We start from the raw sequence: 20881 nt of genomic DNA on the forward strand, positions 1-20881 counted from the left end.
TCCCGAGTCCACAAAGGACGAACGTCGACGAGCTGCCCGCCGATGGTAAGCAGCCGGTCACGGAGGCGACAAGGTTTTGTCCGATCTTGTCAGCGGCGGCGGTCTCCGGTTCGATGGCGGACATGACCGAACCCCGCATCTTCGGCGATCCGCACGAAACCCCGGACGGGACCACGGTGATCCCGGTCCACCGGCCGGTCGGCGTGTTCGCGGTCCGCGACGGCCAGGCCAAGTGGGAGCCGGCGGTGGACGCCACGCGCGTCGCCCTGCTGGGCATCGGTGTCGGGCTGGTCGCGGCCACCCTCGCCGGGGTCGCCATGGTGCACCGGCCGCCGTGGCCGGACCTGCGCGGGTGGTGGCGCTAACCCTTCGCCAGCGCCTGGACCCGGCCGATCGGGCCGTTGTAGTAGTTCTGGTCCCCCGGCAGGCCGCCGCCCCGGGCGAACTGCCAGATGCTCTGCTTCGCCCACCCGGCCGGCAGTTCGCCGACCTCGGGGCCGTACCGGGCCAGCCACAGCGGGTCGGTGTTGCCGAAGCGGTTCGTGTTGCCGGTGCAGCGCTTCCACCACGCCGTGCTGGTGTAGATCAGCGCGCTGCGCTTGGCCTGCGCCAGGTAGGTGCGGGTGAAGTCGGTGATCCACGCCGTCAGGTCGGCCGGGTTCTTGCCGTAGCAGACGTCGCCGTACGGGTTGTACTCGATGTCCAGCGCGCCGGGCAGCGTTGTGCCGTCCGGGCGCCAGCCGCCGCCGTGGGCGATGAAGTACGCCGCCTGCTCGGCGCCGCCCGAGACGTCCGGGCGGGCGAAGTGGTACGCGCCGCGGATGATGCCCGCCGCGTGCGCGCCGTCGTACTGCTGCCCGAACTGCGGGTTGACGAACCCGGTGCCCTCGGTCGCCTTGACGTAGGTGAACTTCGCCCCGGCACCCGCCGCGGCGGCCCAGTCGACCGGGCCCTGGTGCCCGCTGACGTCGTGCCCCAGCGTCTGCCCGACCGCCTCGGCGCGAGGTGTCCCGTGGACGCCCTCGTGCCGCGCGATCTGGGTGCCCGCGTAGTTCGTGTCCGCCGAGGAGTAGTCGGCTCGCGCCGGCGTCGCGACCACCACGGCCGCGAGCACCGCCAGCGCGGCCGCACCCGACAGCCGCTGTCCCGCCACGGTTCGGTTCATCCGGGCTCCGATCACGTCGGGAACAGGTCCGGAGCCCATGCTGCCTGCCGCGCGCGCTTCCCGCGAGGCGTCTGTCACCCGATGCAGTGATCTTCAGAGTTCGGTGGTGATGATCGCCTCGACGAGCACCTCCCCGGCCGGGGTCAGCTCGACGGCGTCCGGGCCCAACCGGACCAGGCCCCGCGAGGCCAGCGACCGGAACTTGCCCAGCCACGGCTCCGCGAACAGCGAGCGGCCCGGAAAGCGTTGGCGGTGCAAGGAATCCCGCACCGGCCGCAACGTCGTCAGCGCCATCTTGACGGCCCGCGCCTCCTGCGCCTCGGGCGTGAACCGGGTCGCCGACCCCAGCGGGATCCGGCCGGAGAGCACGGTTTCGGTGTAGCGGCGGGAGTTCACGTCGGTGATCGCTTCCGACGCGCGGCAGCTCGAACTGCCGCCGAGGCCGATCGCGACCTCGGGTTCCTGCTTGTCCTGGTCGACCATGATGGACTTCCACTTCTCGGGTCCGAGGCCGTCGCGCGCGAAGTACATCGTCGGGTGCTCGGTGTACCCGGCCGCGCGCAAGCCCTCGGTGAGCAGCTCCCGCATCTGGTACTGCTCGCCGAGCGGCGGCCAGCGGTGGCCGTCGCGCACCAGCTTGTCCCGGTAGGACGGCAGCTGCCACGCCGCCGGCTTCTCGCCGGTGACGCCGGTGCGCGTGTCGCTGTAGGACGCCAGGTGCAGCTTCGTGCAGACCACCGCGGTGACCTCGTTCTCCAGCACGATGTCGAGGTCGCGGCGGACGCTGTCGAGGGTCTGGTCGAGCAGGCCGTACATCAGGTCGATGCTGACCCACTCGAAGCCCAGCGACCGGGCGTTGCGGACGAAGTCGACGCACATGTCCGCGGAGTGCTCCCGCCCGCACAGCCGGAGCACGTGGTCGTCGAACGACTGGACGCCGCTGGACAGCTTGGTGCAGCCCAGTTCCCGCAGCAGTTCCAGCTTGGCCGGGGTGAACGTGCTGGGGTCGCCCTCGAACCGGATCGTCGTCTCCGGCGTGAACCCGAAGTTCGACCGGTAGAACTCCAGCAGGCGCCGGATCTCGGGTTCCGGCAGCAGCGACGGCGTGCCGCCGAAGACGTTGAACTCGCCCACCTCGGCGCCACGCAGGTGGGGCACGGCCTCGAGCCACAGCTTCGCCTCGGCGATGTTGAGGTCGACCCAGTCCGCCGCCTTCTCCATCTTCCCCTTGACCAGCACGACCGGGTACTGGCAGAACCGGCAGCGGTAGGCGCACGTCGGGATGTAGGACCACAGGTGGATCGGCCCGGACGAAGCGAGCTGCGCGTCGAGGTCGGCCAGGAACTCCGCCGGCGTGCCGGGCACGTTGCCGGGGAACACGTGCGCCCCGAACGGGTCCTCCTGCACGAAGTCCAGGAGGTGCCGGTTCTCCGGCGCTTCGAGCACGTCGAGCACGGCGGGCCGCGGCCACGCGGGGTCGAGCGCGTGCAGCGAGCCGACGGCTTCCTCATAGCCCAGGGTCATCAGAACACCCCTCCGTTGCCGAAGTAGTTGTGGGCCTCGCCGGACTCCCGGTCTTCGCAGTAGTAGCGGACGAACTCGGCGAACCGCGCGGCCGGGATCTCCGCCAGGCAGGGCGGCAGTGGCGGCGGGTACCCGATGTCCTCGCCGACGTGCCGCCGCAGGCACGCGAACAGCTCGTCGGCGAACTCGAAGTACAGCCGGTAGGACGGCGTCTTGTAGGCGTGGATCGGGGTGAAGTCGACGACGCGCATCTCGTGCCGGATCTCGCTGATCCGCCGCGCCAGCCGCGCGGCGAGATCGGGCCCGAAGAACGCGATGACGGCGTCGTCCTCGAGCAGCGCCGGGGTGAGCAGCACCGGCAGGATGGTGTTCTTCGGCGTGAAGTCCTTGATCGAGAACGCCCACGCCTGCTCGGCCTCGGCTTCGGTGAGGTCGGTGGGTTCCGAGGGCGCCGACGGCCGGATGTCGCGCATGACGATGATGCCGTCGGAGCCGTAGGCGCGGCCGGCGATGACCTCGTCGATGGCGTGGTCCACGCGCCGCGGGTTGATCTCGACGCGCGAGCGCGGCGCGTAGGTGATCGGGTCGCCGCCGTTGGCGACCTTGATCCCGAAGTCCCAGTCGTCGGAGAGGTGGTTGACGAACTTGCCGTCCTGCAGCTGGTAGAAGATCTCGATGCCGCCGGCGCGCTCGTAGGCGTCGCGCTCGACGGCGAAGCCCTTGCCGTCGGGGAAGCCGCCGAAGAGCGCGAAGGTGACGGCGCGGCAGCGCAGGGTCCGCTGGATCGCGTCCCACAGCCGCGGCCGGCCGGTGAAGTGCTCGGCGTTGTAGTAGTAGTCGCAGACGCCGATCGCGGCCTTGGTCGTCTCCATCGCGTCGAGGAGTTCGCTCAGCCAGTGCGCGTCGACGCGGCAGTCGGCGTCGGCGGAGACGAGGTAGAACCGCTCCCCCGGGTCGCTGTCGGGCCGGTTGCGGCTGCGGGCCGCGGCGAAGTCCATCCCGGCCCGCCGCGCGCACGAAACGCCCTGCTCCGGCTCGTGGATGACGTGCAGGGCCAGGTCGGGGTGCGCGGCCGCGAAGGCGTGCGCGATGGCGACCGTGTCGTCGGTGGAGTTGTTGTCGACCAGCACGACCTCGTACCGGCTCTTGTCCAGGGGCGCGTCGCCGTCGCGCTGGTCGTGCAGGGTCCGCAGCACCTCCGGGAGGTTCGCGGCTTCGTTGTACACCGGCAGTACGACGCTCAGCCGCGTCGCCGCGCCCATCGGCGGTGGGTACAGCCGGTCGACCAGCTCGTCGACGACCCGCGCCCCGAACCGCGCCTGCCCGAGTTCCGAGTTCACCCGCACCACTTCCGCCCGTTTCCCTTCGTCGGTGATCAGCTCGGCGACTTCGCGCGCGAACGCCGCGTCCGGCAGGTCGCGGCTCCGGATGTCCAGCACCGGGGCCCGGAAGCCGGCGTAGACGACGTCGTAGAGCTCGTAGCCGCTGGTGATGTACGGCGTCCCGGAGGCGATCGCCTCGCTCACCGGGTTGCCGTAGCTCTCGTAGTCGTAGGAGGTCAGGAACGACACGACCGTCGCGTGCGCGAGGAGGTCGCGCACGGAGTACCGGCCGGGGACCGCGGTGTCGTACGGCGTCAGCCAGCCGCCGAACACGACCCGCTCGCGCACGCCCAGGCGCGTCGCGAGGTCGACGAGCCGGGCGTGCTCGGTCGGCGTCTCGCGGGTGTCGCCGGCGACGAACAGCCACGCGTCCGGCAGCAGCGCGAGCAGGTGGAGGTCCCGGTCGATGCGCTTCTGCGGGATGATCCGGGTGATCCGGGCCAGCAGCGGGACGCCGTCGGGAATGCCGTGGTCGCGCCGGAAAGCCGCGTTGCGCTCGTCGATCCGCGCGGGCGCGATGGCGAAGGAGTTCGGCAGGACGTCGATGTTGGCCAGGCCCGGCACCCACTCCAGGGTCCGCGCCAGCGCCTCTTCGTGCAGGGCGAAGTAGTGGATGTGCGGGGAGTTCCGCGGCGCGGGCACGCCGGGGTACGGGAACGTGCCGTACTTGGCGATCCCCGGCTCGCTCTGCCACATCAGGTCGTGGTCGCGCCAGAACACGAACCGGCCGAGCCGGTGCCGCGCGCCGTAGCGGTCGATCGCGGCGTAGAGCGCCTCGGTGTAGGCGAGGTTTTCCGGCAGGGTCCCGTTTTCCACCAGGACCACGGTCACGCCGAGCCGTTCCCAGGTGGCCACCATCCGGTCCGCCAGTTCCCCGGCGATCCGGTCGATCTCGGGCCGCAGCGCGGTGTCACCGCCCTGCACGACTTCGCGCAGGACCCGCTCGACGAACGCGCGGTCGTAGCCGCGGATCCGCTCGACACCCTCGACGCGGTCGAGTGTGACCCACGCCGGCAGCAGCTGGGCCTCGTCGCGGTAGGGCCGGAAGAACGCGTCCTTGTCGGCCTTGATGTCGTACCCGAGGTCGAGGTGGACGCGGTGGCCCCGACCGGCGAAGCGGTGCGCCGTCTTGAGGAACTCGACCACGACCCCGGACAGCGGAGTGGCGTCGAACGAGACGCCCCAGAGCACTGACATCGATGTCAAACCCCCGAATCGGCTTGGCCGTCGGGTCCAGCGTAAGCGCCGGGGTGTCGAACGGCCGTGTGAACGCGTTCGTGGTTGACCGCGGGCCGCCGCAGCCTCCACAGTGACCGCATGAACCGGGCCCTCGGGGTGCTGACCTGCGGTGCCCTCCTCTCGATCGTGCTTGGGGTCCTCGGCTCCGGGGAACCCTGGCTCGCCCTGGTGCTCGGCGTGGTCTTCGCCGCGCTGGCGACGGCGGCCTTCGGCTGGGTGCGCGACGGGAAGGGGCTCGCGTGGGGCGCGGCCTACGTCGCCGTGCAGCTGCCGCTGGCCTTCGTGCTCTTCACGATCGACGCCGGCGTCGGGACGACGCTGTTCCTCGTCGTCCTGGTCAGCCAGTGCGTGCTGCTGCGCCTGCCGCGGCCGGCGATCGCGCTCGTCATCGCCGTGGTCCCGCTCGTCCACCTGGGGATGTCGCTGGGCGAAGGCCTGCGGGAAGGGATCGGCACGCTCATCTCGGTGCTGTTCGCGGCGATCATCACCGAGCTGCTGCTGCGGGAGCAGCGGTCGCGCGCCGAACTCGCCGAAGCGCACGCGAAACTCCGCGACTACGCGGCCCAGGCGGAACGGCTCGCGACGGCGCAGGAGCGCAACCGGGTCGCCCGCGACATCCACGACGGGCTCGGGCATTCGCTCACCGTCGTCCAGATGCAGGTGAAGGCCGCGCGGGCGGTACTGCCGACCGATCCCGGCAAGGCCGACGACGTCCTCGCGAAGGCGCAGGAGCAGGCGGAAACCGCGCTGGCCGAGGTGCGCCGCTCGGTGCGGACGCTGCGGGAGCCGCGGCCGGTCCCGGCGCTGCCGGAGGCGCTGAAGGCCCTCGCGGAAGAGACGTCGGCGACCGGGGTCACGGCCCGGCTGACGGTGACCGGCACCGAACGCCCGCTGCCGGACGAGCAGCGCGAAGCCCTCTTCCGGGCCGCGCAGGAAGGCCTGACGAACGTGCGCAAGCACGCCGGCGCCGCCACGGCGGACGTCGTGCTCGACTACGCCGAGGCGGCGGTCCGGGTCGAGGTCCGCGACGACGGCCGCGGCAGCGACGGCGGCCCGCCGACCGGCTTCGGCCTGGTCGGGCTCCGGGAGCGGGCCGCCCACCTCGGCGGCGAGCTCGCCTTCACCTCGACCCCCGGCCGCGGCAGCGCCCTGACCATGGAGATCCCCGGATGACGCCGGTCCGCGTCCTGCTCGTCGACGACCAGGCCCTGTTCCGCGAGGCCCTGGCCACCCTGCTCGCCACGCACGAGGGCATCGCCGTCGTCGGCGAAGCCGGCAACGGCGACGAGGCCCTGCGCTCGGCGGCCGCGCTGACCCCGGACGTCGTCCTGATGGACCTGCGCATGCCGGTCCTCGACGGCGTGGCCGCGACCCGGCGGCTGCGGGCGGAGCAGCCCGGCACCCGGGTCATCGCGCTGACCACCTTCGACGACGACGAAGACGTCTTCGCGGCGTTGCGCGCGGGTGCCGTCGGATACCTGCTGAAGGACGTCTCGTCGGCGCGGCTGGTCGAGGCGGTGCTGGCCGCGGCGCGCGGGGAGTCGGTGCTGCAGCCGTCGGTGGCCGCGAAGGTGGTCGCGCGGTTCGCGCAGCTGCCGGACGCGCCGGAGCCCCGGCCGCAGCCGCTGGTGGTGCCGTTGTCCTCGCGCGAGCTCGACGTCCTGCGGCTGCTCGCCGACGGCCGCAGCAACCGCGAGATCGCCACGACGCTGTTCCTCGCCGAGGGCACGGTGAAGAACCACGTCACCAACGTGCTGGGCAAGCTCGGTGCCCGCGACCGCACCCAGGCCGCCCTGCGTGCGAGGGACCTCGGCCTGCTCTAGACCGTGACCCCCGGTCATGACTTCCGGCACCTGGCAGCACGGCCGCCGGCCGCGATCCTCCTTCCAGGAACAACCTGGAGGGACTCATGACCACCACCGAAACCCCGCGGACCACCGCCCGCAAGCTCGCCCGGTTCACCGGCCACTACGTCGAGATGGTCGTCGCCATGCTCGTCGGCATGGTGGCGCTCGCCCCGCTGTGGCCGTCCGCCTGGCTCGAACGCCCGGACGTCGACGCGCTCGTCATGGCCACGGACATGACCGTCGCGATGGTCCTGGCCATGGCGCTGCGCCGGCACTCGTGGCCGCGGATCGCCGAGATGGCCGCGGTGATGTACCTGCCGTTCGTCGCGCTGCTCGTGCCGTACTGGCTCGGCGCGATCTCCGGCACGGCCCTGATGGTCGCCGGGCACGTGATCATGTTCCCGCTGATGCTGGCCGCCATGGTGTGGCGCCGCGCCGAGTACTGGCACTGACCATGCTGAAGCGCATCGCCTTCCTCCTCGCCGCGGTGATCGCCGTGCTGGTGGTCCCCGCCGCGGGCGCGACCGTCGCCGCCCTCGGCGCGTTCGACGCGCTCTACGCCGCCGGCCCGGCGCGGCCCGTCCCCGCCGCGGCGCCGGGCCCCCACGACCCGGCCAAGCCGACCGCGGTGGTCGTCGTCGGCGACCGCGGTGCCGTCGTCTCCGACGCACTGGCCCCCTACGAGATCCTGGCCGCGACCGGCCGGTTCAACGTCTACACGGTCGCACCCCACCGCGAGCCGAAGCCGCTGACCGGCGGCCTCGACCTGGTGCCCGACTTCGACTTCGCCGGCCTCGCCACCCGGCTCGGGTCCCGGGCGCCGGACCTCGTCGTCGTGCCGGCGTTCCCGGACGTCGGCGAGCCCAGCGCCGAACCGGTCACGACGTGGCTGCGGGAGCAGGCCGCACGCGGCTCGAAGCTACTGAGCGTCTGCAACGGCGGTGCGGTGCTCGCCTCCGCCGGGTTGCTCGACGGGCGGCCGGCCACCGCGCACTGGCTCAAGGTCGACGCCTGGGCCGCCGAATACCCGGCGGTGCGGTGGGTCCGCGGCGAACGGTTCGTCGACGACGGCACCGTCGTGACCACGGCCGGGATCCTCTCCGGCATCGACGGCACCCTGCACTGGGTAGAGCGGCTGGCCGGGCGCCAGGTGGCGGCCGACGCCGCGGCGGCCATCGGCTGGCGCCGCTACGGCACCGCGGTGCCGGTGCACCCCCCGGAGGGAACACCGGGCGCGGCCGCGATCGTCAACGCCGGGTTCCGCTGGACCCCCGACGAGATCGGCGTGCTGCTCGCGAACGGCGTCGGCGAGGTCGAACTCGCGTCGGTGTTCGACACCGAAGGCCAGTCGCTGTCCTCGCGCACCCTCGCCGTGAGCCTCGACGGCGGCCCGATCCGCTCCCGGCACGGGCTGGTGTTCCTGCCCCGGGCGGCCCTCGCCTCGGCGGACCTCGACCGGCTGCTCGTGCCGGGCGCGACCCGCGGGATCACCGCACCCGGCGGGCCGGCGCCCGAGTACGTCCACGACCGGCCGGGCTTCCCGTACGACACCGCGGTGAGCGCGCTGTCCCGCCGCACCGACGTGGCGACCGCCCGGTGGACCGCGAAGGTCCTGGAGCTACCCACCGACGACGTCGTCTTTGAAGGCGACGCCTGGCCGTGGCTGCCGACGGCGCTGCCGATCGCGCTGATCCTGGCGGGCGTCGCGGCGGTGGTCGTGGTCGTCCGGGTCCGGCGCAGGCGGCTCAGCCGAGCTGCCTGAGCTTCAGGTGGAAGTTGTCGAGAGTGGCCGGGAGCGGGCGGTCCGGGGACAGCACCGTCCCCGACGCCTGCTCGTACCGGTGGTCGCGCAGCAGGTTCGCCAGCATCGTGCTCGCGCAGAACTGGACCAGGTCCCGGCCCGGGCAGACTGCCGGGCCCGCGCTGAACGGGACCAGCGCCGGGTTCTCCGCCGCGCGGCCGTCGAGCCACAGGTCCGGGTCGAACCGATCCGCGTACGGGAGGTCCGGGTCCCGGTGGAAGAACGGCGTGAAGATCAGCACCGTCGTCCCCGCCGGGCCCCAGGTCGTCTCTTCGGTGGTCTCGCGCAGGATCATCGGGGTGGTCGGCCACAGCCGGACCGCGTCCAGCACGCACGCGCGCAGGTAGCTCAGCTGGTTCGGCTCGGCCAGGTCGACGCCGTCGAGGTCCGTGCGGGCCCGGTCCAGGGCCGCCGGGTGACTCGCCAGCAGCGCCAGCGTCCGGTAGGTCGCCATGCCGGCCGCGTCGAACGCGAACAGCCAGTGCGCCACCTGGTCGGGCGCGGTGTCTTCGCCGGTCTCGGCGATTACGGCGGCGAGGCTGCCGGGCTCGGCGCGGCCGAGGTGGGCGACGAGCCGTGCGCGGAACTGTGCGTGCAGCTGCTTGCGCTTCGGGTGCAGGTACGCCCAGTTCGCGTCCAGCCGCAGCCGTTCGAGCTGGTCGGTGAGTGTCGTGTCGTCACGGGCTTGCGAGCCGAGCACGATCCGGCGCACCAGCCGCCACCAGGCGACGTTGAAGGTGTTCCAGTCGAGCGTTTCCGACGTCCGCAGGACGGCCGCCTCCTCGGCGGTGGCGCGGGCGAAGGGTGCCGCGAGCTCGTGCAGCGGACGGCCGGGTTCCAGGACGGCTTCGGTGAACCGGCGACGGGCGGGCCGGTCGGCCGGAGCGGAAATGAGGACGCCGTGCGGCTGGAAATGCCCCAGCGCGGCGCGTTTCTCCACTGTGGACGGACTGAACGGCGTCGGGGCGCCAGCCAGCAGCCGCTTCACGTCCGCCCCGGACAGGGCCAGCCCGACCGACCGGCCGGGCACGCGCAGTTTCAGCGGGTGCCCGTAGTGGCGGTCGTGCAGCCGGCGCAGCAGCCGCACGGCCGGGCGGTCGTACTGCAGTTTCCCGGCCACCGCCATGGCCGCGGGACGGCGTTTGATCACCCCGCCGGCCAGCGTGGGCAGGGCCACTCCGAGCGCGACACGCAGGGTTTCGGCCACCGAAGCGGTCTCCGGGTGCGTGCGGTGTTCCCGAGTGGACGTCATGGCGCCCGGCTACCCGCGGGCGCCGGTCCGGAAACGCCGCTAGCCGCGCAGGGCGACGTTCAGTACGTCGCCGGCGTGGTCCAGGCAGTCCACGCAGATCACCGCGTCGCGCGCGGCGCAGTCGACCCGCAGCAGCGGCCGCCGGAGCCCGAGGAAGGTCCGGCGTTCCCGGCGCCCGCAGAAATCGCACACCGCGGCCAGCGGCGACGTCACCGCGGCCAGCACGTCACCGGCACCGCTTTCCCGGTCGGCACCGTCGCGCGCCACCCGCAGGCCGGCGCGGACGCAGTCGACGCAGATTGGCCCGCTCCGGCCGGGCACCCGGGGATCCCGCCGCCTCCCGCAGAACCGGCAGGGCCCGCCCGCCCCGTTCACCGCCGTCACCGCGGCCTCCTCGGTCCCGCCGCCCGCGCGCCACTCGCACCGCCCATGCAGACCGGCCCGCTCCGGCCGGCCACCCGAGGATCACGCCGCCGACCGGACAACCGACCTGCCTCGCACGTCACCGCGGCCTCCTCGGTGCCGCCGCCCGCACGTCCCCCGCGCCGCTCACACAGAGCTGCCTGCCGGAGAACCGGCCTGCCCCGTACGTCACCGCGGCCTCCTCGGTTTCGCCGCCCGCGCGCCGGGAATCCGGGTCGCGGCGCGCCTCTTCCTGCCACGCTACCCGGCTGCCGGGTGCCCGGCCGATCGCGGTGGCGCGGGGACCGGTGAGCAGGAGGAGCCTTTTGTCGTCGTTGACCGTGTTGTTCGGAGTGGCCGGCCTGCTGGCGCTCGCCGCGGCGATCGTGCCGAAGCTGGTCGCCGACCGGCCGTTCTCGGTGCCGCTGGTGATGCTCGGCGCCGGCGTCGTGCTCGGGCTGCTGCCGCTGCCCGCCCCCTACGGCAACGGCTGGAGCGACCCCGCCGCCCATCTGCACGGCGTGGAATCCTTCGCCCAGCTGGGCATTCTCGTCGCCCTCGCCGGAGCGGGCCTGTCGGTGGACCGCCCGTTCGGCCTGAAGCGCTGGGGCTCGACGTGGCGGCTGCTCGCCATCACCATGCCGGTGTCGATCCTCGCGATCGCCGTGCTCGGTCACTGGTGGCTGGCGCTGGCCCCCGGCGTCGCCCTGCTGCTGGCCGCGGCGCTGGCGCCGACAGATCCGGTGCTGGCGGGCGACATCGGCGTCCCGCACCCCGACGTCGAGCCGGAACTGGCCCGCAACAACGAGATCCGCTTCACGCTCACGACCGAGGCCGGGCTCAACGACGGCCTGACCATGCCGTTCGTCCTCCTCGGCTTGGCCCTGGCGAGCGGGCAGCCGCGTCTGGAGCTGTCCTGGGTGCTGGTGGACCTGCTGCTGCCCCTGGCCGTCGGGGTCGTGGCCGGCCTGCTGAGCGGGCGGCTGCTCGGCTGGGCGATCTTCCGAGCGCCGTCGGACCGGCTGCGGCTGGCCGAGTACGCCGACGGCCTGGTCCTGCTGGCGCTGGCGTTCGTGCCCTACGCCCTGTCGGAACTGGTCCACGGCAACGGGTTCGTTGCCGTGTTCGTCGCGGCCGTCGCGGTCCGCACGCAGGAACGCGAGCACGACTACCACGGCGTCCTGCACGCCTTCGGCCACCAGCTGGAACGGCTGTTCGTCCCGCTCGCCCTGCTGGGACTGGGCCTGGCCATCGGCGACGGCCTGCTGCGCGGACTGCAGCCCCTCGAAGTGGTGCTCGCCGTCGTCGCCGTGCTCGTGGTCCGGCCGCTGGTGGGCTGGCTGTCCCTGCTCGGCGCGCCGTCGCCGGGCCGGCCGGCCACCGCGGCGATCGCGTTCTTCGGCGTCCGCGGCATCGGCACGCTCTACTACCTGGCCTACGCGCTCAACCGGCTTCCCGTGCCGCAGCAGGACGTGCTGTGGCGGGTCGGCGCGCTCGCCGTCGCGGTGTCGGTGGTCGTGCACGGCGTGCTCGCGGAGCCGGCGATCCAGCGGATCGAGCGGATGGGCGGGCACCTGCCGGCCGATGTGTAGCCCGCGAACCAGTGGGTAACCCCCAGGCAAGGCCCCTTTGGCGACTGGCCGATCCGGAAATGTCGCTACGACGGAAGGTGCACCCTGATGAACGACAAGCTGGAAAACAAGGGCGAAGAGCTCAAGGGCCGGGCCAAAGAAGCCGTCGGCGACGCCACCGGCAACGAGCAGTGGCAGGCCGAGGGCAAGTCCGACCAGGCCAAGGGCTCGCTCAAGCAGGCCGGCGAGAAGATCAAGGACGCTGTGAAGGGCGTCACGGACAAGAAGTGACCCGTTTCCCGCTGCCGCGCCCCGGACGCCGGGGTGCGGCAGCGGGTTCGTGTCCGGGGGACTGTGCATGTTCGAAGGCTTCACGCTGGAGCGCGTCGACGTCGGTGACGTGCCGCTGCGGGTGCGCCACGGCGGCTCCGGGCCGCCGATCCTGCTGGTGCACGGGCATCCGCGGACGCACACGACGTGGCACCGCGTCGCCCCGCGGCTCGCCGAGCGGTTCACCGTCGTGTGCCCGGACACCCGCGGCTACGGCGAGTCCGCCAAGCCGCCGACCGACGAAGACCACACGCCCTACAGCAAACGCGTCATGGCGGCGGACTGCGTCGCGCTGATGCGGCACCTCGGGCACGACGTGTTCTTCGTGGCGGGCCACGACCGCGGCGCCTACGTGGCCACCCGCCTGGCGCTCGATCACCCGGACGTGATTCGCGGCGCCGCGATCCTCGACGCCGTCCCGATCGTCGAGGCCCTGGACCGCTGCGACGCGCGGTTCGCGCGCGAGTGGTACCACTGGTTCTTCTTCGCCCAGCCGGAAAAACCCGAGCGGGTGATCACCGCCGATCCCGACGCCTGGTACGACGTCGGCACGCGCAACTCGCCCGAGCGGCTCGGTGCGGAGAACTTCGCCGACTTCCACCGCGCGATCCACGACCCGGCCACGGTCACCGCGATGCTCGAGGACTACCGCGCGGGCCTGGGCGTCGACCGCGCCCACGACGACGCCGACCGCGCCGCCGGCCGGCGGATCACCTGCCCCACCCTGGTGCTCTGGTCGAGCGACGACGACCTGGAAGACCTCTACGGTGACGTCCTGGCCGTCTGGCGGCCGTGGACGACCGACCTGCGCGGGCACGCGATCAAGTCCGGCCACCACGTCGCCGAGGAGAATCCCGAGGCCCTCGCGGCCGCGCTGGGTGAGTTCTTCGGCGGGCTTCAGCGGTAGCGGGAGGCGAGTTCCGGGCGCTGCCCGCCGAAGGCGGCGAGGTCGGCCCGGAAAACAGCGTCGAGCAGCCCGGCGTCCTCGACTCCCGGGGCGGTGACGACCTCCCCGAGCTCGAAGCCGCGCAGGGACGCGGTGACGACGTCGGCGGCGGACATCCGGGGCACCGTGCTGAGGTCGAGGCCCTGCCGCTCGTGGAACTCGGTCGCGACGACACCCGGGCACAGCACCTGCACCCGGACGCCGGTACCCTCGAGCTCGGCGTTCAGGGTCTGGGACAGGGCGACCAGGTAGGCCAGCGAACCGGCGTAGACGGCCCGGCGGGGCATGACGGAGGCGTCGGCGGGGCCGCTGAACGCGATCATCCCGGCCACGTTGACGATCTTCCCCTCGCCGCGTTCCTGCATGCCCGCGACGGCCGCGCGGGTCAGCATGGTGGGCGCGGCGACCTTGACGTGGACGAGCTCGCCGGCCTTGCCGGCGGGCAGCTGGGCCAGCGGCATGTAGTGGGCGACGCCGGCGTTGTTGACCAGCAGGGTCAGCGGCTCGGCGGCGCAGAGCGCGGCGACGGCCGCGACGCCGTCGTCGGTGGACAGGTCGGCGGCCACCGTGCGGATCTCGGCGTCCGGGTGGGCGGCGGCGAGCTCGGCGAGGCGGTCCTCGCGGCGGCCGGTGACGATCAGGTCGTAGCCGTCGGCGGCGAGGCGGTCGGCGAAGGCCCGGCCGATGCCGGAGGTGGCGCCGGTGACGAGGGCGAGCTGGTTCATGGTCGCGATCCTTTCCGTGGGGTCTGCCACCACGATCGGCCCGCGGCGAGGGCGCAGGAAGCGGCCCGGTTTTCCTGGGAGCGGCAGTACCAGGACAACCGCCCGGCCGGCTTGCACAATCGAGGTATGGCGAACACCGGACTCGGCACGGCCCTGCGCCACTGGCGCGACCGCGTCCCGCCCCAGGCCGCCGGCCTGCCCGCGGGCCGCCGTCGTCGCGCCGCCGGGTTGCGCCGCGAGGAACTGGCCCAGCTGGCGGGCATCTCCGCCGACTACGTCGTCCGGCTCGAGCAGGGCCGCGCCACCAGCCCGTCGGCGCAGGTGGTCGAGGCGCTGGCCCGGGCGCTGCGCCTCACGCGGGACGAGCGGACGCACCTGTTCCGCCTGGCCGGGCTCGTGCCGCCGGGCCCGGGCACGGTCCCCCGGCACATCACCCCGGGCGTCCACCGCATGCTGGACCGGCTGGCCGGCACCCCGGTCGCCGTCTTCGACGCGGCCTGGAACCAGCTCCTGGCCAACCCGCTGTACACGGCGCTGATGGGCGAATGGCACGGCGACGACCTCAACGGCGTCCGGCGCAATTTCCTCAGCCCCAACGCCCGGGTGCGCGACAGCCCGGAGTCCCGGGACGCGCTCCAGGCCGCCCTGGTCGCCGACCTGCGCCGCACGGCCGGCACCTACCCCGACGACACCGGCCTCCGGACGCTCATCGCCGACCTCCGGCAGCACAGCCCGCGGTTCGCAGACCTGTGGGACTCGGGCGCGATCGGCCGGCACGAAGCCGCCCGCAAGACGATCGACCACCCGGACGTCGGCGAGCTGACCCTGGACTGCGACGTCCTGAGCGTGACGGGCAGCGACCTGCGCATGATGGTGTACACGGCCGAGCCGGGCACGGAGGCCGCCGACCGGCTGGCACTGCTAGGTGTCATCGGGACGCAGTCACTGGTCGAGGACCGGCGCTAGTCCGCTCCGCAGCAGCGGCGGATGGCGTCCTCGGTCAGCGGGCCGTGCACCGGGTCGCCGACGACCGCGCGCAACTCCTTGCCGCGGACGACGTCCAGCAGGTGCTCCGGGAACAGCTCGGGACACCACTGCGGCTCCCGGATCCCGAGGACGGACGCCGGGCGGCGTTGCAGGTGATCGGCGACCGCCGGCCAGCGGACCCGCAGGACGGCCCACAACGCCAGCAGCCCGGTCTCGGGAGTGTGGCCTTCAAGCGTCCGGACCGCACGCAGGATGCTGTAGGTGTTGAGGAAGAGCTTGATCTCCCGGGGGTTGCTGCCGATCAGCGGTGCGAACTTCCGCAGCATGTGCTCGGTGTTCGCCTGTGTCTCCGGCGCGGCCACCGCGCGGACCGCGTCGACGGCCACGGCGGTGCGGATCTCCGGCTCGGCGATGGCGTCGAGCGCCGCCAGGATCCGGCCCTCGTCGCCGGCGGCGGCCTGGATCCTGCCCCTGGCCTCGACGGCGGCGGGGGCCTTCCGCAGGTCGGCATCGCCCTCGGTGACGTTCAAGAGGTGACCCAGGAACCGTCGTTGGGCCGCGGTGCCCAGGGCCGGCATCGGCACGGTCAGCTGGAAGAGCTTGTCCATGAACTGGTAACCCAACCGGCCGGCCGACTGCCTTCCCTCTTCGTCGAACTCCGCGTACCACGTGGCGAAGCTCTGCCGGAGCCAATATCCGTCGGCACTGACGACGACGTAGGCCGCCGGAGGCCCGCCACCACGGCCGCCGGGAGCGGCCCGCAGCAGCGTTTGGACGGCTTCGAGGACTTCCACCACGTAGTCGTGCTTGCACCGGTCGAGGTCGTCGATGAACAGGACGACCGGCTTGCCCGACTGGCGGAGCAGCCAGTCGAAGTGCTCGGCGACCCGGCCCATCGGGTTCGCGCCGGTCTGCTCGAACAGCCGGGCACCCCCGGCCGAATCCCACAGCAGGACCCGGCCGGCCACCCGGACACCGGGCCACAGCACGCCGACCGCCGCGATCGCCGAGAGTGCCACCTTCAGCCACTCCGAACCGGGCTGCTGGGTCCCGACGATCGCGCGGACGAGCAGGCCGACCCCGCCCGCGCACAGGACCAGCAGGATGGCCGACAGCACGAACGGTGCCCCCGAGCGACGGGCCCGCGCGGCCAGCTCCTTCACCTTGAACCGCCGCCGCGCCCACCAGCCCCGGTCCTGCACGATCGCGTTCCGGACCGCCGTGAGCAGCGCCCACCACGGCGGCGACAACCGCGACTGCTGCCAGGCGTCGAACGGGGTGACGAGCAGGCCTGCACCCGTGAGCCGCCGGCCCAGCAGGCCCAGGAGTGTGCTCTTGCCGGCACCCCACTCCCCGTCGACGTGCACGATCAACGACGTGTCCGGGTGCCGCTCCCGGGTTTCCACGATCCGGGAGGCGAGCACCTCGGCGAGGGCGTCCCGCTTGAGCAGGTCGATCTCGGTCGGCGTGTCGGTGGTCCACTCGACATCGGACTTCTCCTGGACGTCGGGCGGCGGCTCGTCGGCCGCTTCGATCGTCGGCAGGGTGTCTCGGGCCACCTGGTCGACGAAAACGGCGTTCGCCGGCACCCCTTCCGCCGTGGCCCGCCGGAAGGCCTCGTGGCACAGCCTGATCACGGCGCGCACGTTGCCGCCGGTCAGGTCCACGAGGTGGGAGACGGCTTCTTCGGTGAACGGCTCGAGGCGATAACGTCCCGAAGACCGTCCCTGCGACTGCTCGATGAGTGCTCGGACGTCGTCCACCGTGAACGGAGTCATCACGATCACCTGGCCGATGCGCTGACGGACGTCCGCACCGAGCTGCTCGAGCAAGTCCGGGGTTCCCAGCAGCACGAGCAGGACTCCGGAAAGAAACAACACCTCAAGCAGCGACCGGAACGCACTCAACTGCACTATTCGCAGATCGTCGAGCATTACGACCAGTTTCCGCCGCTGGGCACCGTACAGCTGGGCGATCGAAGCGATGGCCTTCAACGCCGCGGCTTCCGAGTCAATCGCCCAGGTAATCCCCCGGTAGAGCAGGGCATCGGCGGGCAGTTGACCGGTGAGCCAGTCCCAGACCGCCGTCTTGAACTCGGCTTGCAAGAGCATCAAGAGCGCGCTGACGAAATCCGGCTCCGAAACGTATCCGCGGGATTTCTCGTCGAGTCCTCCCGCCAGGTCGACAAAGGTGTCGATGCCCAATTGATTCACGAGACGCAGGTACGTTTCCCGAAACGTGCTCCCCGCCTCCACGTACACACTGGTAATGGGTGGATCGACCACCGACCGCACCAGGCTCAGGGCGGTGTGAGTCTTCCCGGTGCCGTGCTCCCCGAGGACGACGACCGTGCTGCCCGGGCCCGCGGATTCACCGAGGTAGTCACCGAGGCAGGCACGGACCCTGCGAAACGGTTCCGATTCGATCGTGAACACGGGAACGCGAGAGGGGGTGGCGACCGCGAGCGGGGAAAACGGGTTCCGGGCCGGGGCCTTTTCGTTCTCGACGCTCATGATCTTCCGGGTGCGGAGGCGGACAGTCAGCGAAGTATGCCCGCCGTTTCCGCGAGGAGAAAGGCCTAATCCCTCGTCCGGCGCGTACCGTCGCCGAGTGACTCGGTCCGGCCTGCCGCGTCCAACCTCTCCAGCAGCGGGATCATCACCCGGCGCGTGCTGTCGAGGGCCTTGCGGGCCTCCGACACCGTGAACGGCTGGGGCAGCCGGCGCAACCCCTCCACCGCCCGCTCCGCCACGTCCGGGCCGAGCACCACCCCCTCGGCGAGCGCCGTCAGCCGGCCCAGGCGGACGGCTGCCGCCAGCTCTCGGCGGCCGAGGCCCAGTTCCCGCAGCTCGTCCGCCTCCGGGGCGCGGAACGGGTGCTCCGCGAGCCGCTTCGCCACCACTTCGAGGGCCTTCTCCACGGCCGGGGCCAACCCGGCGCCGGGGCGGCGGACCAGCCCGCCCGCCACCTCGAACCCGGTCCCCCGCAGCACCGGCACGACCAGCTCCGGGGCGGGCAGCCCGAGCCGCTGCCGCAACGCCTCCACCGGCACGCCCGCGGCCGTGGTGTCCCACGCGCCCACCACCGAGGCCGCCTGCACGCGCGACGCCGCCAGCCGCTCCTCGTCCGCGCACCACTCGCCCAGCCGCTCCCCCGTCGGGCGCAGACCCATCGCCGCGAAGTCCCCGGCGGGCACGAAACCCTTGCGGCGCAGATAAACCCGCGCGAGGTCGGGCTCGGTCAGCTCGCGGCCGCGGGCCCGGGCCGCGCCCCGGCGGGACAACGCGGGCGGGTCGACGTCGAGGACGTCGAACCCGGCGGCGATCCGGTGCTCGCCGGGGTCGCGCAGCAGGCCGCGGTCGCCGGTGCGCAGCGGCAGCGCGGTCGCCGTGGTGAGGCGGGCGGTGTCCGTCCCGAGTGGACGGACGCGGACCGGCACGGCCGCCGTGCCCAGGTGCAGCACCAGCTCGCGGTGCAGGTCCGCCGCGACCGCGCCGCGCAGCCGGACGTCGAACTCCGTCGTGGTGCGCCAGCGGCCCGGGGTGAGCAGGACGTCGCCGCGGCGGACGTCACCACGGGCGGTTCCGCGCAGGTTCACCGCGACCCGGGCCACCGCGCTCACCCGGGCGTGGGGTTCGCCGAGGGCCTGCAGCGCACGGACCTTCACCCGCGCCGACCCCAGCAGCAGCTCGTCGCCCCTGGCGATCGTGCCGGCGGAGAGGGTGCCCGTGACGACCGTGCCGGCCCCCGAAACCGTGAAGGCGCGGTCGATCCACAGCCGGACGTCGGCGTCCGGGTCGGGGGCCGGGAGCCCGGCCGTGAGCTCGCCGATCGCCGCGCGCAGACGGTCGAGGCCCGCGCCCGTCGTGCCGCTGACGGCGACGCTCGGGACGGCCCCCAGCGACGTCGCGGCGATCTCCCGCAGCGCGAGGGCCGTCGCCGCGGCCGGGTCGGCGCGGTCGGCCTTGGTGACGACCAGCAGGCCGCGGCGGACGCCGAACGCCTCCAGCGCCGCGAGGTGCTCGGCCGACTGCGGCATCCAGCCCTCGTCGGCGGCGACCACGAACAGCACCGCCGGGGCGGGCCCGGCGCCGGCGAGCATGTTCGGCACGAACCGCTCGTGGCCCGGCACGTCCACGAACGCGACGTCCTCCTCGCCGATCCGCGTCCAGGCGAAGCCGAGGTCGATGGTGAGGCCGCGGCGGCGTTCCTCGGCCCACCGGTCCGGCTCCATTCCGGTCAGCCGCCGCACGAGCGTGGACTTCCCGTGGTCGACGTGCCCGGCGGTGACGATCACCCGCATCGGCGGACGGCTTCCCGCAGCTTCGCGTCCTCATCCGGGCGCACGGTCCGCAGGTCGAGCAGGCAGCGGTCCTTGACGACCCGGCCGGCCACCGCCGGCTCGCCCGTGCGCAGCGCGGCCGCGTACCGGGCGGGCAGGCTCACCGCGACGCTGGGCAGCTCGACGCCGGGCGCGCCCCCGCCGCCGACCGCCGCCAGCGACGCGACCACCTCGGCATCGACGTCGCCGAGGGCCTTGACCAGCGCTTCGGCCCGTTCCCGCAGGCTCGCGACGGACGCTTCCAGCGCCGCGCGCACCGGCGGTTCCGGCCCGCGCAGCGTCGCTTCGAGCGCGGCGAGGGTGAGCTTGTCGACGCGCAGGGCCCGCGCGGCCGGGTGGCGCCGAAGCCGTTCGACGACGTCGGCGTCGCCGAGCAACAGGCCGGCCTGCGGGCCGCCGAGCAGTTTGTCCCCGCTGGCCGTGACGATCGTCGCGCCCGCCCGCAGCGCGCTCGCCGCGTCGGGTTCGTCCGGCAGGAGCGGGTGCGGGGCCAGCAGGCCGGAGCCGATGTCGGCGACCAGCGGCACGCCGAGCCCGGCCAGCTCGCCGAGCGTCGCTTCCGCGGTGAACCCGGTGACGCGGTAGTTGGACGGGTGGACCTTCAGCACGAATCCGGTGTCCGGGCCGATCGCCGCGGCGTAGTCGCCGGCGGTCGTCCGGTTCGTGGTCCCGACCTCGCGCAGCCGCGCGCCGGTCGATTCCAGGAGGTCCGGGATGCGGAAGCCGTCGCCGATCTCGACCAGCTCGCCCCGGCTGACGACGATCTCCCGGCCCGGGGCGAGAGCGAGCGCGCAGAGCAGCAGGGCGGCCGCATTGTTGTTGACCACGTGCACGCCGCCGGCGTCCGGCACGGCCGCCTGCAGCGCCGTGAGGGCACCGCGGCCCCGGCGGGCGCGCTCGCCGGTCGTGAGGTCGAATTCGACGTCGGTGGCGCCGCCGGCCGCGGCGAGGGCGTCGAGCGCGGCGGCCGAAAGCGGGGCCCGGCCGAGGTTGGTGTGCACGACGACGCCGGTCGCGTTGACCACCGGCCGCAGCGAGGACGCGCCCGCCGGCAGCCGCGCGAGTACGGCGTCGGCGACGGCGTCCGGGGCGATCTCGCCCGCCCGCGCCGCCTGCTGGACGGCGTTGACCACCGCTTTCACCAGGTCCCGGCCGAGCGTCCCGGCGGCCTTGGCGATCCGGGGCTCGGCCAGGAGCGCGTCGGTCCGCGGGATCGCGCGGCGCGGGTCAGGCATGGCGGAGGCGGACGGGAATCGAACCCGCCAGCGGCAGAACCTGCCGTTCGACGGTTTTGAAGACCGCGCCGGTCACCAGGCCGGATACGCCTCCCTGCACCATGGCAGCCATCCTGCCAAGTTCGCGCCCGGC

18 protein-coding genes and 1 tRNA gene are annotated in these 20881 nt (G+C 73.1%); 9 read left to right on the plus strand and 10 right to left on the minus strand.

From position 1 onward, the window contains the following. Nucleotides 1-122 precede the first annotated feature (122 nt). The gene (locus ACWDN5_RS08575; protein WP_310973106.1) at nucleotides 123-365 is read left to right on the plus strand and encodes a hypothetical protein; all 243 of its coding nucleotides are present in this window, start codon (nucleotides 123-125) and stop codon (nucleotides 363-365) included. Here the strand turns inward: ACWDN5_RS08575 and ACWDN5_RS08580 are convergent. The 3 genes from ACWDN5_RS08580 to ACWDN5_RS08590 all read right to left on the minus strand — a co-directional run bounded on the left by ACWDN5_RS08580 (nucleotide 362) and on the right by ACWDN5_RS08590 (nucleotide 5268). Further along, nucleotides 362-1165 (minus strand): GH25 family lysozyme, encoded by an 804-nt coding sequence (locus ACWDN5_RS08580; protein WP_449675547.1) that lies wholly within the window; start codon nucleotides 1163-1165, stop codon nucleotides 362-364. The two genes, ACWDN5_RS08575 and ACWDN5_RS08580, sit on opposite strands and share 4 nt — an antisense overlap. Before the next feature lie 93 nt (nucleotides 1166-1258). Next, nucleotides 1259-2689, minus strand: a complete 1431-nt coding sequence (locus tag ACWDN5_RS08585) for a radical SAM protein (RefSeq protein ID WP_449675549.1) — start codon at nucleotides 2687-2689, stop codon at nucleotides 1259-1261. After that, nucleotides 2689-5268 carry a glycosyltransferase gene (locus ACWDN5_RS08590; RefSeq protein ID WP_449675551.1) on the minus strand — a complete coding sequence of 860 codons (2580 nt, stop codon included), beginning with the start codon at nucleotides 5266-5268 and terminating at the stop codon, nucleotides 2689-2691. Before ACWDN5_RS08590 ends, ACWDN5_RS08585 begins: the two co-directional genes overlap by 1 nt. 120 nt (nucleotides 5269-5388) lie before the next feature. Here ACWDN5_RS08590 and ACWDN5_RS08595 point away from each other — a divergent pair, with 120 nt between their 5' ends. The 4 genes from ACWDN5_RS08595 (at nucleotide 5389) to ACWDN5_RS08610 (ending at nucleotide 8919) form a co-directional block, all read left to right on the plus strand. Then, nucleotides 5389-6483 (plus strand): sensor histidine kinase, encoded by a 1095-nt coding sequence (locus tag ACWDN5_RS08595; protein ID WP_310973110.1) that lies wholly within the window; start codon nucleotides 5389-5391, stop codon nucleotides 6481-6483. Then, the gene (locus tag ACWDN5_RS08600) at nucleotides 6480-7133 is read left to right on the plus strand and encodes a response regulator (RefSeq protein ID WP_449675553.1); all 654 of its coding nucleotides are present in this window, start codon (nucleotides 6480-6482) and stop codon (nucleotides 7131-7133) included. The genes ACWDN5_RS08595 and ACWDN5_RS08600 overlap by 4 nt, the downstream gene beginning before the upstream one ends. An 86-nt stretch (nucleotides 7134-7219) precedes the next feature. Further along, nucleotides 7220-7609, plus strand: coding sequence for a hypothetical protein (locus tag ACWDN5_RS08605; protein WP_310973112.1), 390 nt, complete (start codon nucleotides 7220-7222; stop codon nucleotides 7607-7609). A gap of 2 nt (nucleotides 7610-7611) precedes the next feature. After that, entirely contained in the window at nucleotides 7612-8919 is a 1308-nt protein-coding gene (locus tag ACWDN5_RS08610; RefSeq protein WP_449675555.1) for a DJ-1/PfpI family protein, read from the plus strand. Here ACWDN5_RS08610 and ACWDN5_RS08615 read toward each other — a convergent pair. Then, nucleotides 8903-10210, minus strand: coding sequence for a cytochrome P450 (locus ACWDN5_RS08615; protein WP_449675557.1), 1308 nt, complete (start codon nucleotides 10208-10210; stop codon nucleotides 8903-8905). The genes ACWDN5_RS08610 and ACWDN5_RS08615 overlap by 17 nt on opposite strands. Before the next feature lie 39 nt (nucleotides 10211-10249). Then, nucleotides 10250-10594: a hypothetical protein gene (locus ACWDN5_RS08620; protein WP_310973115.1), complete on the minus strand. Its 345-nt coding sequence runs from the start codon at nucleotides 10592-10594 to the stop codon at nucleotides 10250-10252. 344 nt (nucleotides 10595-10938) lie between these two features. Between ACWDN5_RS08620 and ACWDN5_RS08625 the strand changes: the two genes are divergently transcribed. From ACWDN5_RS08625 to ACWDN5_RS08635, 3 genes are all read left to right on the plus strand, one after another. After that, on the plus strand, nucleotides 10939-12204 hold the full coding sequence (locus ACWDN5_RS08625) for a cation:proton antiporter domain-containing protein (RefSeq protein ID WP_449675559.1): 1266 nt from the start codon (nucleotides 10939-10941) through the stop codon (nucleotides 12202-12204). Nucleotides 12205-12291: 87 nt separating this feature from the next. Continuing rightward, nucleotides 12292-12474 (plus strand): CsbD family protein, encoded by a 183-nt coding sequence (locus ACWDN5_RS08630; protein WP_308670772.1) that lies wholly within the window; start codon nucleotides 12292-12294, stop codon nucleotides 12472-12474. A 67-nt stretch (nucleotides 12475-12541) separates the two neighbouring features. Next, a complete protein-coding gene (locus tag ACWDN5_RS08635; protein WP_449675561.1) occupies nucleotides 12542-13420 on the plus strand; it encodes an alpha/beta fold hydrolase in 879 nt (292 codons plus the stop codon). On the opposite strand, the gene ACWDN5_RS08640 is transcribed toward ACWDN5_RS08635, so the two are convergent. Further along, complete coding sequence (locus tag ACWDN5_RS08640; protein WP_449675563.1) at nucleotides 13411-14184, minus strand: SDR family NAD(P)-dependent oxidoreductase; 774 nt, start codon at nucleotides 14182-14184, stop codon at nucleotides 13411-13413. The two genes, ACWDN5_RS08635 and ACWDN5_RS08640, sit on opposite strands and share 10 nt — an antisense overlap. A 126-nt stretch (nucleotides 14185-14310) precedes the next feature. Between ACWDN5_RS08640 and ACWDN5_RS08645 the strand changes: the two genes are divergently transcribed. Further along, entirely contained in the window at nucleotides 14311-15150 is an 840-nt protein-coding gene (locus ACWDN5_RS08645; protein ID WP_449675565.1) for a helix-turn-helix transcriptional regulator, read from the plus strand. On the opposite strand, the gene ACWDN5_RS08650 is transcribed toward ACWDN5_RS08645, so the two are convergent. From ACWDN5_RS08650 to ACWDN5_RS08665, 4 genes are all read right to left on the minus strand, one after another. After that, nucleotides 15147-17282: a P-loop NTPase fold protein gene (locus ACWDN5_RS08650; protein WP_449675567.1), complete on the minus strand. Its 2136-nt coding sequence runs from the start codon at nucleotides 17280-17282 to the stop codon at nucleotides 15147-15149. The two genes, ACWDN5_RS08645 and ACWDN5_RS08650, sit on opposite strands and share 4 nt — an antisense overlap. Before the next feature lie 467 nt (nucleotides 17283-17749). Next, nucleotides 17750-19474 (minus strand): selenocysteine-specific translation elongation factor, encoded by a 1725-nt coding sequence (selB, locus tag ACWDN5_RS08655; RefSeq protein ID WP_449675569.1) that lies wholly within the window; start codon nucleotides 19472-19474, stop codon nucleotides 17750-17752. Beyond that, a complete protein-coding gene (selA, locus tag ACWDN5_RS08660; protein ID WP_449675571.1) occupies nucleotides 19465-20748 on the minus strand; it encodes an L-seryl-tRNA(Sec) selenium transferase in 1284 nt (427 codons plus the stop codon). The genes selB and selA overlap by 10 nt, the downstream gene beginning before the upstream one ends. Next, nucleotides 20748-20842, minus strand: a tRNA-Sec gene (locus ACWDN5_RS08665). Before ACWDN5_RS08665 ends, selA begins: the two co-directional genes overlap by 1 nt. Nucleotides 20843-20881: the final 39 nt, after the last annotated feature.

This window comes from Amycolatopsis sp. NPDC003731 (assembly GCF_053586895.1).